Raw genomic sequence first — 16,752 nt, 5'->3', positions numbered from 1 at the left:
TGGGCAAGATGATGCGCGGTAAAAATCGGTACGTTGCTACACGTGATGACGCTCAATTATCGATTTCATTACCGCAACCGACTCTCCCTCTACGCCGTAGCGGGAATACTCATCCGCTTCGGCATCCGTCGACATTGACAATCCTGTATTGCGATAACGCATGGGTGAAGGCGTCCATTTGCCCGCAGAGCTGTGAAGCTCCTCAACCCCGGCGTTGATAAAGATTTCCAGATTGCTGGCACGGACACCCGCGCCTGCCATGATTATTGGAACACCTGAATGTGCTTTAAGTTCCGTAATTAATTTTATTCCTTTTTCAGCCGACGATGCCTGGCCCGATGTCAGGATACGTGCAACTCCTAACTCTGCCAGATTATCAAACGCTGGCAGCGGATTTTTGCACATATCAAACGCACGATGAAATGTCACCGCCATCCCTTTCGCGGCCGTCATAACCTGACGCATACGCGGCATATCGACATTACCATCTTCATCCAGCAGGCCAATCACCAGCCCCGGGAAACCCAGATCGCGAACCAGTGCGATGTCTTCCAGCATGGCGTCAAATTCACCCGCTGAATAGAAAAAGTCACCACCGCGAGGCCGAATAATCGGGTGTACAGGGATGGTCACCGTCTGGCGAACCGATTTTAGTACCCCGCATGACGGCGTTAACCCACCCTCTTTTGGTGCCGCACATAATTCAATGCGATCGGCTCCGTACCGTTGCGCCGTTACCGCGCATTCCGCGCTGTAACAACAGATCTCCAAAAGCGCCAAGACATCCTCCTTAAAATGACGTTAACGCACCATCATGCCACGCCGCAAAACGGCGCACCTCGCGTGAGTTCACAAACTTATGCGGCCTATGCTTCACTGGCGACAATTTGCTCAAGGGTCCAGGGGTGAAATTTGACCGTCACGTTGCCGTCCGTTACCGCCAAAGTAGGATTAGGCAGTCGTTCGCGCGCGCCTTTCGGTGAACTGGTTTTGACAAAAATACCCGGTTTGCTCAAACCGTCATCTGATAATAAGGCCAGCGCGCGCGCATTCAGGGTGTCGGGATCGCCTGGCAACACAATTTCAATATGCTCCCAGCCCTCAATCGGATAGCGTTTTTCGCCCGGCCACGGCAATTCCACAACGCTAAACTGCCAGTGCGCAACGCATACGGGGTCGCGAAGCTTGAACAAGCAAATAGGACGGCCGTTAATTTCGGTTTCGGACAGCAGTTCCCCGCACTGTTCAAACCCACGACACCAGCGCTCCGCCGTTGCATTTTGATGGCAGCGAAGAGAAATGTGATCCGCGTCGAGGGGGGCAATATCCAGCCCAAGCTGAGTGGCAAGTTCTGTGAACGCCTGAGTGAAACGCGGAAGATCTGCGGAAATATCATGCAGTTCATCAATGGATTGCCAGTTCGTCATCAGAAGGTCTCTTTTCGTGTCGCAAAGCCGCTAATTTACTCTGTTGGCTCCCGTCAACCAACCGCAGTTTTGAGGATTTTACCGTTGCATGCTTATGCACTCTTTCATCGCCTGCTTTCTGAACGGTCTCGAGGCGGTGCAATGCTGACGCCAGGGGCCATTTGCAGTATACTCCCGCCCTAAATTCTTAAACTGGCGCGGGTTGTCGCTCATCCGCTTCAAAAAGGTAAGGTATCCAGGTGAATATTCAGGCTCTTCTCTCCGAAAAAGTCAGTCAGGCACTGATTGCCGCAGGTGCGCCTGCGGATTGCGAACCGCAGGTTCGTCAGTCAGCAAAAGTACAGTTTGGCGACTATCAGGCCAATGGCGTGATGGCAGTTGCAAAAAAACTGGGCATGCCGCCGCGACAACTCGCTGAGCTGGTGCTGACTCATCTGGATCTCAACGGCATTGCTAACAAAGTTGAGATTGCAGGCCCTGGCTTTATCAACATTTTTCTGGAGCCGGCTTTCCTGGCAAGCCACGTTGATGCGGCACTGAAGTCCGATCGTCTGGGCGTTGCTCAGCCGAAGGCCGAAACGATTGTGGTCGACTACTCTGCCCCCAACGTCGCGAAAGAGATGCACGTGGGTCACCTGCGTTCCACCATTATCGGTGATGCCGCTGTGCGCACGCTGGAATTCCTGGGCCATAAAGTGATTCGCGCTAACCACGTGGGTGACTGGGGAACGCAGTTCGGCATGCTGATCGCCTTCCTCGAAAAACAGCAGCAGGAAAATGCCGGCGAAATGGCACTGGCTGACCTCGAAGGTTTTTACCGCGAAGCGAAGAAGCACTATGACGAAGACGAAGCCTTCGCCGAACGCGCACGCAGCTATGTGGTAAAACTCCAGGGCGGTGACGAGTACTTCCGCGAGATGTGGCGCAAACTGGTTGACATTACGATGTCTCAGAACCAGCTCGCGTATAACCGTCTGAACGTCACGCTGACCCGTGACGACGTGATGGGTGAAAGCCTCTACAACCCAATGCTGCCCGGTATCGTGGCCGATCTGAAAGCCAAAAAACTGGCGGTAGAGAGTGAAGGAGCAACGGTTGTTTTCCTTGATGAGTATAAAAACAAGGAAGGCGAACCGATGGGCGTGATCATCCAGAAAAAGGATGGCGGCTATCTGTACACCACAACGGATATCGCCTGTGCGAAATACCGCTACGAAACGCTTCATGCCGATCGCGTGTTGTATTACATCGATTCCCGTCAGCATCAGCACCTGATGCAGGCGTGGACTATCGTGCGTAAAGCCGGTTATGTACCGGAATCCGTTCCACTGGAACACCACATGTTTGGCATGATGTTGGGTAAAGACGGCAAGCCGTTTAAAACCCGCGCGGGCGGCACTGTAAAACTGTCCGACCTGCTGGACGAAGCGCTGGAACGCGCACGCCGTCTGGTGGCTGAGAAGAACCCCGACATGCCGGCAGAAGAGCTGGAAAAACTGGCCAATGCCGTGGGCATCGGCGCAGTGAAATACGCGGATCTGTCCAAAAACCGTACCACCGATTACATTTTCGACTGGGACAACATGCTCGCTTTCGAGGGCAACACGGCGCCGTACATGCAGTATGCCTACACCCGCGTGCTGTCTGTCTTCCGTAAGGCCGATATCGATGAAAGCGCGCTGGCTAACGCCCCCGTCGTCATCACTGAAGACCGCGAAGCCCAGCTGGCTGCCCGCCTGTTGCAGTTCGAAGAAACACTGACGGTGGTTGCCCGCGAAGGCACCCCGCATGTCATGTGTTCATATCTGTACGATCTCGCGGGTCTGTTCTCTGGCTTCTACGAGCACTGCCCTATCCTGTCTGCAGAAAATGAAGAAGCGCGCAACAGCCGCCTCAAGCTGGCGCAGTTGACGGCTAAAACGCTGAAATTAGGTCTCGATACCCTGGGTATCGAAACCGTCGAGCGTATGTAACGCAGAAACAAAAAACCCGGCAATTGCCGGGTTTTTTATTATCAGAAGTATTTTCGCAGATATTCCGTAAGACACAGAATCGCCATCGCCTGTCCGTATGGCATTGAGGTCCTCGGGATCTGACGGTAAAACTCCAGATTGCTGCCCATGCCCGTGCCAAACGACGTTTGTAGCAGTTCGCCTTCCGCTGAGATATTTTTCACTATCCCGCGAATTGCCCTTTCCGCCACGTCGGCATATTCCGCACTCACATAACGCTTACGCACCGCTTTCAAAATTCCGTAAGCAAAACCCGCCGTCGCCGATGATTCCAGATACGAATTCGGATCGTCAAGCAGCGTATGCCACAGCCCACTTTCATCCTGGCACTTCGCCAGCGCCGCAATTTGTGCATCTAAAACCTGCACCAGATAGCGGCGGACGGCATTGTTTTCTGGTAAATCGACCAGCTCAAGGAAATCGGGAATCACGATCGTTAACCAGCTATTTCCGCGCGCCCAACGCGCCTTCGCAAAATTGTGCTGCCCGTCGTAGTTCCAGCCGTGGAACCACAGCCCCGTTTCCCTGTCCATCAGGTTCTGGATATGGAGCAAAAACTGATAAATCGACTCTTCCACATAATCCGGACGATTCAATAATTTGCCGATTTTCGCCAGCGGCAGAACCGCCATCATCAGCGTGTCATCCCACATCTGCTGATAATTTTCTTCTGCCAGAGTGATGTGCTGCATCCCCCCATGGTCCGTACGCGGCATGTCATTCATCGCCCATTCCGCCCAGGTTTGCAGCCACGGCAGATAGGTTGGGTTTTGCGTTTCTTCGTAGCGATACGCCAGCGTCAGAAATGGCGCCATCGTGTTGACGTTTTTGGTGGTGGCACCTTCAGCAAAGCGATCGGCAAACCAGGTATCGATGATGTGACGCATTTCCTCGTCACCGGTCTGGCAGTAATACTGCCAGATTCCGTAAAGACCGACGCCGTGCGTCCACTCCCACCCCGCCCAACCTTTGGTATCAATGACGCGCCCGTCGTCCAGCCGCAATAAAAACTCGCCGTTTTTATCATGAATATTCACCAGGTTGTGCGTCACCTTTTGAATCAACGATTTCAGTTCATCCCTGGCAATAAAATGCTCAGGTTGACGCAGTAACGGGCTATGTTTGACAGGCCAAACCTTCATTTTCTTATCCTCTGTGATAGGTCGAGTTCAGTACCGCGCGATCCTTCAGCGCAGGTGCAACAGGTTTATTGCGATTCAGGTAACCAATATTGTTGTTACCCCACAGCGATTCGAATGGCATTCCCGCCAGCATTTCCACGGTGGCGCGGGCTTGCGGCGTGGTGGTCTCAGGCATAGCCCGGCCGGACTCACGCATTTTGGCGGTCTCTTCGCGTAACGTGCTGTGCGTTTGCAGGTTGAGCTTAAAGCGCAATGAGACGAGGAAACCACAGAACAGGACCAAAATGGTGCCTACGCTCAGAATCATCAGAATGGTGTGGCTAACCTCTGCTGGCTGTGTTTTCTGCCCACTCACAAAGCCAGACATTTGCATCACAATCCCGACCAGCATGATGGCCCCCGCCTGCGAGGCTTTGCGCGTCAGGGTCATAATCCCGGCGAAAATCCCTTCTCGACGCTGACCGGTGATCACTTCATCGACGTCCGCGATATAGGTGTAAACGTTCCATGGGACATAGTTGATTCCGCCGCGTCCCAGGCCCGCAACAGCAGAGACCAGCAACAGCAGAGCGTAAACATCGCTAAGCCCTGCGTAATAGAGCACCGCGTAGGAGATTGACGCCAGACCAAACAGCACCACCACCATGCGGTAGGACGGCGCGGGTCCAAAACGGATGCACAGCGGGATCATCGCGATAACGGCAATGAACTGGAAGATCGCCATCGTACCCAGCAGGTTAGACGCCATCGACGCTTCCTGCATCAGCACGAAAACGACGTAATAGGTGAATACGGCGTTGAACACGTCCTGCGCAATGTACCCGCCGAGATACATCCCCAGATGCTGGCGGAAAATCTTCACGCGCAGCGTGGAACTTAGCTCAACAAACAGACGGTTAAGGCTTTGCCCAAGGTTGAGCTGTTTCTTCTCTTCTTCCGCTCTGAGCGCTGCTTCAGACCACTCTCCTCGCGGACGTTCCCAGGTAAAGAACCAAACGAATGTCAGCATGACGGCGCAGAGTACGGAGAACACCAGGCTTGCATAGAAGAAGGAGACGGCGTTGTCTTTGCCAAAATGCGTCAGCAAAATACCCGGCAGGAAGGAGGCCAGAATCGCTGACATCTGCGCCATGGAGATACGCGCGCCAGAAAATTTGGTCTTCTGTTTGAAATCGTCGGTCATTTCCGGCACCAGCGTTTCATACGGCACCAGAATCATGGTGTAGACGATATCAAAGACCAGATAGGTCAGCAGGTAATACCAGAATCCCATGTCGCCTACCCACATCAGTGAGTAACTGAATACGCAGGGGATACCCAGCAGGATGAAGAATTTGCGGCGACCAAACCGTTTGCCGAGCCAGGTGGTCCCGAAATTGTCCGTCAAAAAGCCCATCAGCGGACTGACAACGGCATCCAGAACCCTTGCCGCAGCAAAGATGAATGTCGCTTCAATCGGCGTGAGTCCACAGAAGGTCGTGTAAAAATACAAAAGCCAGGCAGCCGTCAGCGCAGTCGTGCCTGCGCCAAGAAAGTCGCCTGAACCGTAAGCGAGGTAATTTGCGAGTCCTATTTTGCGTGTTTTCATTGCCGTTAACCCTTTCAGTTTTGGGAGACTCCCTGGGAAGCAAACCTCATCCGGGAGTTTTTACACGGCTACAGTAGAATTATCGCCAAGGGGATACCTTTCTGTTTCTGCCATCGCACTGAAACAAATGGCAATAATGCAAAGAGATTAAGTACGCGTGTCACTGATTTATAAAACAGCGTTTCTCTTGCATCAAAAGGTTGGGTCATTTTTTGCGAGCCAGCCGTCAGATTCTTCTAACGGCTGGTGAAAAGGCAGGCAACTAGCGGTAGTTAACAATCACCTGGTTACTTTGAACCTTGAGTGCAGGAATCAAACGCCCCCCGCCCGGCACTTCCCAGACGAAACGCAGCGGCTCAATGGCGGGAACGCCGTCAAGCCCGCGCGTTGTGCCACTTTCTCCGTCGAGTTCCGTGCAGCGCGTCTGCGCACATAACCGCACGCGAAGCCCCGCGGGAGTGGGACCGATAAGTTGATAACGCCAGGCCACCAGCGTCATCAGCCCTGAAACCGGCTCCGGTGCCGAAAGCGGTCGTGACGATGCCGATACGCCACGGTTACTGAGCGTGATCCCGATACTGCTGGCCTGCCATGCCCCCTCTCCGGCGGCTTGCGCCACGAGCGGGAACAGTAAAATCAAAAGCCATCTGCGCATTATTTTCCTCCGATTGTCGCCGTCATACGGATATGACGGTTATCCGACAGTTCCATATTCGACAGCACCACCAGTTGCGTCAGACTGCGGCGCAGGAAGCGTGAGAGCAGCGGACGAAGCGCGTGGTTTACCAGCAGTACCGGCGGTGCGCCGAGCATTTCCTGACGCGTAAGCGCTTCCTGCGTCTGGGCCAGCAGTCGATCGGCAAGGCCAGGTTCGAGACCACCTCCGCCCTGCAATGCCTGCAGAAGCAAACGCTCAAGCGGTGTATCAAGCCCAATGACCTGGACTTCTCCTGTTCCCGGGAACCACTGCTGAGTGATTGCGCGCCCTAACGCCACGCGTACCACGGCGGTCAGCTCATGCGGATCGCTTTGCAGTGGAGCATGCTCCGCCAGCGTTTCCAGAATGGTGCGCATATCGCGGATCGGGACTTTTTCTTCCAGCAGGTTTTGCAGCACCTTATGCAGCGTGGTTAACGTGACCACACCCGGCACTAAATCTTCAGTCAGTTTTGGCATCTCTTGCGTGACGCGATCGAGCAACTGCTGTGCTTCCTGGCGTCCAAACAGTTCCGCCGAGAACTGACCAATAAGGTGGTTAAGGTGCGTCGCCACCACGGTACTGGCTTCAACTACCGTATAGCCTTGGATCTGCGCCTGTTCTTTCAGCGCACTTTCAATCCAGATCGCCGCCAGGCCAAATGCCGGATCGATTGTTTGCTCACCGGGCAGCGTGCCCGCCGCAGTGCCTGGGTTGATGGCCAACCAGCGCCCTGGATAGGCGTCACCGCTGCCAATTTCAACGCCTTTCATCAGAATGCGATAGCGTGCTGGCGGTAAATCCATGTTGTCACGGATGTGCACCACCGGCGGCAGGAACCCCATATCCTGAGCGAATTTTTTACGGATACTGCGGATGCGCCCGAGCAGTTCGCCGTCCTGCTGGAAATCAACCATCGGAATCAAACGATAGCCCACTTCCATCCCGAGGGAATCCTCAAGCTGGACGTCATTCCAGGTTGCCTCAACCGCCTGAGTATTTTCCGGCATTTTGACCGGGACGGCTTCCACAGCAGGTTTGTTTTCACGTCCACGTAACCACCAGGCCAGGCCAAGCAGTGCCGCGGTGAAAAGCAGGAAGACGAAGTTTGGCATGCCTGGCACCATACCGAGCAGACCGAGTACGGCAGCAGAGAGCATCAGCACGTTCGGGTTAGTGAACAACTGCGTCACCATCTGCTGACCGACATCTTCGTCGTTGCTCACGCGGGTGACGATAACACCTGCCGCAGTAGAGATGACGAGGGCGGGAATCTGCGCCACAAGGCCGTCACCGATCGTCAGCAGCGTATAGCTCTCTGCCGCCTGGCCCATATCCATTCCGTGTTGCAGAACACCGACCAGCAATCCGCCCACCACGTTGATCACCATGATCAGGATGCCGGCGATGGCATCACCGCGAACGAATTTACTCGCACCGTCCATTGAACCGTAGAAATCAGCTTCCTGAGTCACATCAGAGCGGCGTTTCTTCGCTTCATCTTCACCAATCAACCCGGCGTTAAGATCGGCATCGATAGCCATCTGTTTGCCTGGCATCCCGTCCAGTACAAAACGCGCGCCGACTTCTGCGATACGTCCCGCACCTTTGGTAATGACCATAAAGTTGATGATAACGAGGATCACGAACACCACGATACCGATGGCAAAGTTCCCGCCCACCAGGAAGTGGCCAAATGCTTCAACCACTTTACCCGCTGCCGCACCGCCCGTATGACCATCCATCAGAATGATACGCGTGGACGCGACGTTCAGCGCCAGGCGCAATAACGTTGTGAACAGCAGAATGGTAGGGAACGCGGCAAACTCCAGCGTGCGCTGGGTAAACATCGCCACCAACAACACCATGATGGACAGCGCAATATTGAAGGTAAAAAGCAGATCGAGGATAAATGCTGGCAACGGCAGCACCATCATCGACAGAATTAGCAGGATGAGAATCGGTCCGGCAAGGATCTGCCATTGTACCGATTTCATGTTGCTGGGCAGGCGCAACATCGCCACCAAATTAGCCATCAGTGTCCTTCTCATTCATAAAATCCAGTGCTGCAGGCACCGGAAGGTTGCCAGGTTTTTCAGGTCGTTGACCGCCTGCTAAACGCCAGCGTTTCAATTGCCATACCCATGCCAGCACTTCCGCTACGGCAGCGTAGAGCTGCCCCGGAATTTGCTGACCAATTTCAGCGTGACGATAAAGCGCACGCGCTAAAGGCGGCGCTTCGAGTACCGGCACGCGGTTCTCACTTCCAATTTCTCGAATGCGTAGCGCAATCAGCCCCGCCCCTTTTGCGACCACTTTTGGCGCGCTCATTTTGTTTTCGTCGTATTTTAGTGCGACAGAATAGTGCGTCGGGTTGGTGACAATGACGTCAGCCTTCGGCACATCTTCCATCATGCGACGGCGCGCGGCGGCACGCTGCATCTGACGGATACGTCCTTTAACATGCGGATCGCCTTCCATCTGTTTATATTCGTCGCGCAAATCCTGGCGGGACATACGCAGTTTTTTGATATGGCTGTAGATCTGGAAGAACACATCAAATCCAACCATAGGGATGATACTGAGCACCACCAGCACCGCACAGAAACCCACTAAATCCATCGCATTACGCATGGCGGTAAGCGGAGATTCACTGATGAGGCGCATCATATCTGGCCAGTGGTGCCAAAGGTAAAATCCGGCGGTGCTGCCCATCAGCACTGACTTAAGGATTGCCTTGAGCAGCTCCGCGCCCGTTTGCGCAGAAAACATCCTCGCAATGCCCGGGAACGGATTGAGTTTTGAAAATTTGGGCTGCAGCGATTTCCCACTGAATATCAGGCCACCCAGCATGACCGGCGATACCAGTGCAACCACTACAACACCGCTGATCAACGGTAACAACGCCATCATCGCGTTTTTTATCAACAAGATAATTTGGCTAAGTATCAAATTTTGGTCATTGACAATACTGTGGTCGAAACGTAGCCCGGCCGAGAGCATACCCGCCAGCCGGTTGGCAAACGCCCCGCCGCCGAACCAGATAATGCATACTCCTACGATTAAAATCAGCAGGGATGTCAGTTCTCGGGATCGGGGGACTTGCCCATCCTCACGCGCTTTGTCTAGTCGGTGGGGTGTGGGGGCTTCTGTTTTGTCGTCGCTATCGTCTGCCACTGTCGTGCTCGCTGCCCATTACGTCAGGCTTATCATGCCAGAGCCGCAGCTGACCAATGGGGGGAAAAGCTCATATAACTTGTCCTTTTTGTCCCGTTTAACGCTGCAAACAGGGCAATTTGAACGCGTTAAACACTCCAAATTTAGATCGATAGTTATTATTACTTCCTTTAATTCATTAGGACAGATAAAAGAAACGGTCCGTTTCATCGACGTTTTTAAACATTAAAACAACACTCCCCTTAAGTAAAATCAACAATTAAAGGGAACTACGACGCCATTCATAATTAGTAACTATGCTCTGTATTAAATTAATAACAAAAGCTAATATTAAAATGCCAATGCGTTATATTACAGCCACATTTAAATAGACCGATAAACTTTCAAACCATTGCTCAACCTCTTTCCTGAAATAAACAAAGTTGTATACTGAGCCCTGGGATGAAATAAGTTCATATAAATCCCGATGAATACATTCAACTACTGGATATAAATCTCACGGAGCTTCAGCTTATGAAATTAAGGAAAAATGTCATTGCCGCCACTATTCTGGCGATTATTTCCGGCAGCGCCTGTGCGGCTGAAACCAACGCCGGAACTATCCATTTTACCGGTCAAATTATTGAACCAAGCTGTACTATTAAAGGTGATAACGGCACCGATAGCACAGTCCCTCTCGGAACCTATCCCACCAGTTTATTTACGGATGTAGGAGATGAGTCTACTCTTGTGCCCTTTTCAATCACCCTCGTTGATTGCCCGGTAAAAAGTGATGGCTTACCGCAAGTTCAGTTAACCCTTACAGGCCCAACAACATTGACTGGCGCTACGACTCTTCTGGATGTAGGCGCCACGACTGGCGATACCGCAGCAACCGGTGTTGGCATCGCAATCAGTGCTCAAGGAGAAGATGATCAACTGCTTTCGCTGGACGGTAAGGAAGGACAAGTCTACATCGATCTTCCTGAAGCTCCAGAAGACCAGATTAAGTCAGATTTTAATGCGCGATATAAAGCTTTCGCGTCAACAGTGACTGCTGGTCCAGCCGACGGTGACCTGACAGTGAATATTCTTTATCGTTAATACCCTCCCCTTATTCATAAAACATATATTTTAGCAGCGTTTCCTTAAGGGTTAGTCATATTGATAGTCCGAATCCTTATTCGGACTATCGTTTCCCTTGAGATAAAATTCGTTAAAAGGGAGTTTTGATGCGTATTTTCTCGCTTTTATTATTATGCATTCCGGTTATTTCAACCACTATAAGTCATGCTGCAGGCATACAGATTGGGCGCACACGAATTATTTATGAAGCGGGTAAAAAAGAGATTGCTCTTCCGCTGGTGAATAAAGATCGCTCGCTGCCATGGCTGGTGCAATCCTGGACCGATACGGGTGATGGAAAAACACGCGGGCCCTTCATTGTCACGCCCCCTTTATTTCGTCTGGATCCGGAAAAAGAGCAGAGCCTTCGTATTGCATGGAATGGCGCTGCGCTGCCTGAAAATAAAGAATCCTTATTCTACATGAACATTCGCACCATCCCGGCGACGGCAAAGGAAGACGATGAAAAAAACGTCCTGCGCTTGATCTATAAAACGCGACTGAAACTCTTCTGGCGCCCCGCGGGCCTGAAAGGCACGCCCAGCGAGACCTGCAAACAACTTCGTTTTACGCGCAGTGGCAAAATGCTGACCGTGGTGAATAACGGCGATTACTACAGCATCTTCGATAACCTCAAGGTGGGTAACACGAAGATCGAAAAAGCCGATCAGGTCAGTCCTCAGTCAAGCGTCAGCATCCTCATTCCAGAGGGCGTCACCGGGACAAACGTCACCTGGCGTTGCATCACGGATTACGGTAATGCCTCAACGCAATTCTCATTCACACTGGCTTAGGACGAAACAAAATGACCCGTGGACTCTGTTCCTCGCTTAGCCAGCGCCGCCTGCGCTTTAATCCGATTGTTCGTTATTTAGGCGGGGCTTTGATGATGGCTTCGGCTGTGACCCATGCGCGAGAGTATCGTTTCTCCCCTTCTTCACTGGAGGGCGACATGCTGATGCAACAGGATATCGATCTGTCATTATTTTCGAAATCCAATGCTCAGTTACCCGGCGTCTACTCCTCAAAAGTCAGAGTCAACGACAGCCAAATAGAGACTGTCGATATCACGTATCTCAGCGATAAAAGTGGCGCTCTCGTTCCACAGCTGACACCTGAAATGCTGCGCAAATGGGGGATTGATATTGATAAATATCCTCCGCTTGCATCACAAGTGGCCACCACGCCTCTCGAAAAATCACTCGGTGACTACATTCCTCAGGCGGCAGCGAAGCTCGATTTTTCTGTGATGACGCTGAACCTCAGTATTCCACAAGCGGCAATGAACAGTCATGGCAAAGGTTATATCGATCCTTCACGTTGGGACGATGGTGCCCCGGTGGCCTTTGTCGATTACAGTTTTTCCGGATCACAAAGTGAGGATGACTCGCACAGCAGGACAACCAATCAGTATCTGAATATACGTAACGGCGCTAATCTCGGGGGCTGGCGCGTGCGTAACTATTCCACCTGGAGCAAAACTGACGATACCAACAGCTGGGATACCATCAATACCTATCTGCAACATGATATCGACGCATTGAAGGCGCAATTTACCGGCGGTGAGAGCAGTACGCGTGGAGAGGTTTTCGACAGCCTGCAGTATCGCGGCATCAACATTGCTTCTGATGAAGAGATGCTGCCGTACAGTCAACGCGGCTACGCACCCACGATTCGCGGAATTGCGAGTTCAAATGCAGAAGTTTCGGTGCGCCAGAACGGCTATCTTATTTACCAGCAAAACGTCGCTCCCGGTGCTTTTGCCATTGACGACCTCTACTCCACAACCAACAGCGGCGACTTGGAAGTCACGGTAAAAGAAGCGGATGGCAGTGAACATCGCTTCACGCAGCCTTACTCCAGCGTCGCCGTAATGCAACGCCCCTCTCAAATGAAGTATGAATTCACCGCAGCGCGTTACCGAGCTGACAGTGGCAGCGATCAGAATGAGCCGGTCTTCGCTCAGGGCAGTCTTATCTACGGTGTGAATAACTACTTGACCGTTTTCGGGGGCGTGACCACCTCGCAGGACTATCAAGCGGCCAACACCGGGACGGGTATCGCGCTCGGTGCTTTAGGTTCGATTTCAGCGGACGTCACGATCGCGAAAGCGCAGCTCGATAATGATGAGAAAAGCACCGGACAGTCGTATCGCCTGCTTTACTCTGGCAAAGTGGATGCCACCGACACAAACTTCACCCTGGCCAGTTATCGCTACTCCACCCGTGGTTACTACAGCTTTGCTGATGCGACCCAAAAGTACGATCAGCATGAAGATGATGACCTTTTTCGCTATAACAAACGTAACCGTATCCAGGCGAGTATTAGCCAGAAGATTTACGATGTCAGCCTCTATCTGAATGGTTATCAACAGGATTACTGGCAAACCTCACAGACCGAACGCAGCATTTCAGCCGGACTGAATACCGTTGTGAAAAGCATCAGTTACCATCTGGCGTACACCTACAGTAAAACCAACGACAGTGAAAATGACCAGATGGTTTCTTTCGGCTTGAGTATGCCGCTGAGCCAATGGCTCCCCCGCGCCTGGAGCAGCTACAACATCAGTAACAGCAAACACGGTTACACACGACAAAACGTGGGAGTGAATGGCACATTGCTCGAAGACGAGCGCTTGAGCTATTCCCTTCAGCAAAGTCACTCAAACCACGACGGGGAAGATACCAGCAGTGTTTACGGCAGCTATCGTTCGCAGTATGCCAACCTCAACGCAGGTTATTACTACTCTTCTGATAATTCCCAGCAGCTCAGCTATGGCGTCAGTGGCGCAGTGGTGGCGCATCCTCTGGGGGTGACGCTTGCCCAACCCTTAGGAAGTCAATTCGCTATTGTCAATGCGAACCATGCATCAGGCGTACGTTTCCAGAACCAGCGTGGCATTCAGACTGACTGGCAGGGAAATGCCATCATCCCTTCACTGAGCCCATATCAGGAAAACCGTATCCGCATTGATACCACCAGTTTGCCTGAAAACGTCGATACCACGGATACGGCCGTCACGGTGATTCCTTCCCGTAATGCAGGTGTCGTCGCCCGTTTTGAGGCCCATGTCGGCTACCGCGCGCTCATTACCTTAATCCGTAGCGATGGCAAAACCGTTCCCTTTGGCGCTATCGCCTCCGCACGGTCACCGGTTATCAGCGGCATCGTTGACGAGACCGGCACGCTCTATCTTGCCGGTGTATCGGACAACGTCCAGCTCGATGTTAAGTGGGGTAATGCACCAAACCAGCAATGCACGGCCAACGTGTCGTTGGATTCATCGCAAAATGCGATAAACCCAACAGGCATTCGCTCCGTCCGCGCAATTTGTCAGCAGGAAATGAAACATGTTAACTGATATAAAAACCCTTTTTCGCACCTGCACAGGTGTAGTGCTGAGTCTCGTCTTTTCGGCTTCAGCGCCCGCAGCTACTATCTTGCATGGTTGCTTTGGCGCACCACAAGAATACAACATCACCTATGACCGCGAGTTAAACGCCAGTGAAAATATTACTCATCACGATATCAATGTGGATCATTTAATCGGCGATGGAATGGAAATAGAGGCTAACTGCAGCTGTCCTAAAAACATCTCTGGCTCCACACCTGTGCTGGAACTCACATTGGCGGGTAGCCCACTTTCGCCAGGCGTCAGCGGGTATGGATATTTGACTGATAAAGTGGATATCGATGTCAGGGGATATACGGATGCAGTCAATTCACCTGATGGCGCTGGATTATTCGGACTGAGTATTAATCAGTACCCAACATCACTTTCCTCAATGTCTAACACAATTGAAGATATTAAAACAAAAGAAGGCACAGCCAGCGTATGCAGTGAGAGTACACGCCCTGCTGACTCAACGTCCGTTAAACGAAAATTTAAATTAAACGTGATTGGTGCAAAGTTTTACATCAAAAAACCGATTATTGGCAAAGAAGCGATTCCGTCCACGCTCGTCGTTCAAAACTATACCTGTCTTTATTTTGGTTCAGGAAGTTGTAGCTTCAGCGACGCGCAGCAGGTCTCAAATATCTGGCTGAGCGGATCGCTCTCTGCCCCGTTAAGCTGCACCATTAATGAAGGCAGTACGATTGAGGTCGATTTTGGCAATATCGTGAGCAAACAGTTTAGCGGTAAAAGCCAACCACCTCAGGGATACGCCCTGAAAAATGTCGACATTTCTTACCACTGCGATGATAACGCTGTTGGGAATAATGACAGAATCAAGCTAACGCTGACTGCCGATCAGGGCGTTGTCGATAGCAGCGATCCGCTGATCGCCAAAATGCTCGATAAAGAGGATGTGGGGGTGAGAGTGTATGACGAGAATAATCAAAGCGTGGCACTAGACGGCACATTCGAGTTCCCGGTCCCAATGGACGATCAGGGGAATGGCGTCGTGCGCATCAAAGCCGCGCCCGTCAGCACCACCAGTAAAACGCCTGAACCCGGTAAATTTGAAGGTAACGTCACGGTAAAAATGGATTTGCGTTAAGCGATACGCAGGTTGCGCAAACAACCTGCGTATACATCGCAACAATTAGAATCCGAGGCTGTCCAGCAGATCGTCCACCTGATCCTGGCTGGCGACAACGCCCGCCTTGGTGGTATCGAGTTGCGGGCCATTCAACAGGCTTTCATTCTCGCGTTTCGGACGTGATGCGGGTTCCGGCATGTTTTCCAGGAGTACCATCAGTAACTGACGTTCGATTTCCTGAATCACATCCATCATACGCTTGATGACCTGGCCCGTAAGGTCCTGGAAATCCTGCGCCATCATAATGTCCAACAGCTGAGCATTGGTGAAGCTGGTATGATCCGGCACTTCACCCAGATATTGACGCGTATCGGTCACCAGCTCACGCGCATCGGTCAGTTCGATTGGATTTTCGAACCACGCATCCCAACGTTTGCTCAGCGATTTCGCGCCTTTTTCCATCGCATCCTGGTGCGGCTGCGACGCTTCAACACTGTTCAGCGCACGCTCTGCTGCCTGCGCGGTCATCTGTACGACGTAGTCCAGACGATCGCGTGCATCAGGAATCGCTTCGGCTGCTTCGGCAATCGCCTGATCCAGGCCCAACTCGCGTAAGCTGTCACGCAGCATGCGCGTCAGGCTACCAATGCGAACAATTATGTCGTTGGGCGAAAGCGCGTCAACGGGTTTAATAGAAGATTGCATCATCACCAGCACCTCACATGCCGAGTTTCTCGAAGATCTTGCCGAGTTTCTCTTCCAGGGTCGCAGCAGTAAATGGTTTAACCACATAACCGCTCGCGCCCGCCTGTGCTGCCGCAATAATGTTTTCTTTCTTGGCTTCTGCTGTCACCATCAGAACCGGGAGAGAAGACATATTGCCGTCAGCGCGAATTGTTTTCAGCAGTTCCAGACCATCCATGTTAGGCATGTTCCAGTCAGAAATAACAAAATCAAAGCCACCGGCTTGCAGTTTGTTCAGCGCATCGACACCGTCTTCTGCTTCTTCAACGTTATTAAAACCCAGCTCTTTCAGCAGATTGCGTACGATGCGACGCATGGTGGAAAAGTCATCCACAACCAAAAATCTGAGCTCTTTGTCCGCCATAAAACTACACTCC

14 protein-coding genes are annotated in these 16,752 nt (G+C 52.1%); 5 read left to right on the top strand and 9 right to left on the bottom strand.

Features of this window, described 5'->3' with window-relative positions; genetic code table 11:
• Nucleotides 1–36: 36 nt before the first annotated feature.
• Nucleotides 37–780 carry a copper homeostasis protein CutC gene (gene cutC / locus AC0LWE_RS00120; RefSeq protein ID WP_219347642.1) on the bottom strand — a complete coding sequence of 248 codons (744 nt, stop codon included), beginning with the start codon at nucleotides 778–780 and terminating at the stop codon, nucleotides 37–39.
• An 86-nt stretch (nucleotides 781–866) separates the two neighbouring features.
• A complete protein-coding gene (locus tag AC0LWE_RS00115) occupies nucleotides 867–1,427 on the bottom strand; it encodes a VOC family protein (protein WP_131487895.1) in 561 nt (186 codons plus the stop codon).
• Between the two features lie 239 nt (nucleotides 1,428–1,666).
• Here AC0LWE_RS00115 and argS point away from each other — a divergent pair, with 239 nt between their 5' ends.
• The gene (argS, locus tag AC0LWE_RS00110) at nucleotides 1,667–3,400 is read left to right on the top strand and encodes an arginine--tRNA ligase (RefSeq protein ID WP_219347641.1); all 1,734 of its coding nucleotides are present in this window, start codon (nucleotides 1,667–1,669) and stop codon (nucleotides 3,398–3,400) included.
• A 41-nt stretch (nucleotides 3,401–3,441) separates the two neighbouring features.
• Here the strand turns inward: argS and bglB are convergent, their stop codons facing one another.
• From bglB to flhB, 5 genes are all read right to left on the bottom strand, one after another.
• Complete coding sequence (bglB, locus tag AC0LWE_RS00105; protein ID WP_219347640.1) at nucleotides 3,442–4,581, bottom strand: beta-galactosidase BglB; 1,140 nt, start codon at nucleotides 4,579–4,581, stop codon at nucleotides 3,442–3,444.
• Nucleotides 4,582–4,585: 4 nt separating this feature from the next.
• On the bottom strand, nucleotides 4,586–6,169 hold the full coding sequence (locus tag AC0LWE_RS00100) for an MFS transporter (protein WP_219347639.1): 1,584 nt from the start codon (nucleotides 6,167–6,169) through the stop codon (nucleotides 4,586–4,588).
• Nucleotides 6,170–6,431: 262 nt separating this feature from the next.
• Entirely contained in the window at nucleotides 6,432–6,824 is a 393-nt protein-coding gene (gene flhE, locus AC0LWE_RS00095) for a flagellar protein FlhE (protein ID WP_059179693.1), read from the bottom strand.
• The gene (gene flhA / locus AC0LWE_RS00090; protein ID WP_131487887.1) at nucleotides 6,824–8,902 is read right to left on the bottom strand and encodes a flagellar biosynthesis protein FlhA; all 2,079 of its coding nucleotides are present in this window, start codon (nucleotides 8,900–8,902) and stop codon (nucleotides 6,824–6,826) included. Before flhA ends, flhE begins: the two co-directional genes overlap by 1 nt.
• Nucleotides 8,895–10,043 (bottom strand): flagellar biosynthesis protein FlhB, encoded by a 1,149-nt coding sequence (gene flhB / locus AC0LWE_RS00085; protein ID WP_059179691.1) that lies wholly within the window; start codon nucleotides 10,041–10,043, stop codon nucleotides 8,895–8,897. The genes flhA and flhB overlap by 8 nt, the downstream gene beginning before the upstream one ends.
• Nucleotides 10,044–10,556: 513 nt before the next feature.
• Between flhB and AC0LWE_RS00080 the strand changes: the two genes are divergently transcribed.
• From AC0LWE_RS00080 to AC0LWE_RS00065, 4 genes are all read left to right on the top strand, one after another.
• Nucleotides 10,557–11,126, top strand: coding sequence for a fimbrial protein (locus AC0LWE_RS00080; protein ID WP_219347638.1), 570 nt, complete (start codon nucleotides 10,557–10,559; stop codon nucleotides 11,124–11,126).
• 128 nt (nucleotides 11,127–11,254) lie between these two features.
• Nucleotides 11,255–11,941 (top strand): fimbrial biogenesis chaperone, encoded by a 687-nt coding sequence (locus AC0LWE_RS00075; protein WP_219347637.1) that lies wholly within the window; start codon nucleotides 11,255–11,257, stop codon nucleotides 11,939–11,941.
• A gap of 11 nt (nucleotides 11,942–11,952) precedes the next feature.
• Nucleotides 11,953–14,508: a fimbria/pilus outer membrane usher protein gene (locus tag AC0LWE_RS00070; RefSeq protein WP_219347636.1), complete on the top strand. Its 2,556-nt coding sequence runs from the start codon at nucleotides 11,953–11,955 to the stop codon at nucleotides 14,506–14,508.
• Nucleotides 14,498–15,649: a fimbrial protein gene (locus tag AC0LWE_RS00065; protein ID WP_059179687.1), complete on the top strand. Its 1,152-nt coding sequence runs from the start codon at nucleotides 14,498–14,500 to the stop codon at nucleotides 15,647–15,649. Before AC0LWE_RS00070 ends, AC0LWE_RS00065 begins: the two co-directional genes overlap by 11 nt.
• Nucleotides 15,650–15,694: 45 nt before the next feature.
• Here the strand turns inward: AC0LWE_RS00065 and cheZ are convergent, their stop codons facing one another.
• Together cheZ and cheY are read right to left on the bottom strand one after the other, a co-directional pair.
• Complete coding sequence (gene cheZ / locus AC0LWE_RS00060) at nucleotides 15,695–16,339, bottom strand: protein phosphatase CheZ (RefSeq protein WP_059179686.1); 645 nt, start codon at nucleotides 16,337–16,339, stop codon at nucleotides 15,695–15,697.
• A gap of 10 nt (nucleotides 16,340–16,349) precedes the next feature.
• A complete protein-coding gene (gene cheY / locus AC0LWE_RS00055; RefSeq protein WP_015959455.1) occupies nucleotides 16,350–16,739 on the bottom strand; it encodes a chemotaxis response regulator CheY in 390 nt (129 codons plus the stop codon).
• Nucleotides 16,740–16,752: the final 13 nt, after the last annotated feature.

The sequence above is a fragment of the Lelliottia sp. RD5 genome, from assembly GCF_056032945.1.
This window is presented reverse-complemented; position numbering and strand designations above follow the sequence as displayed.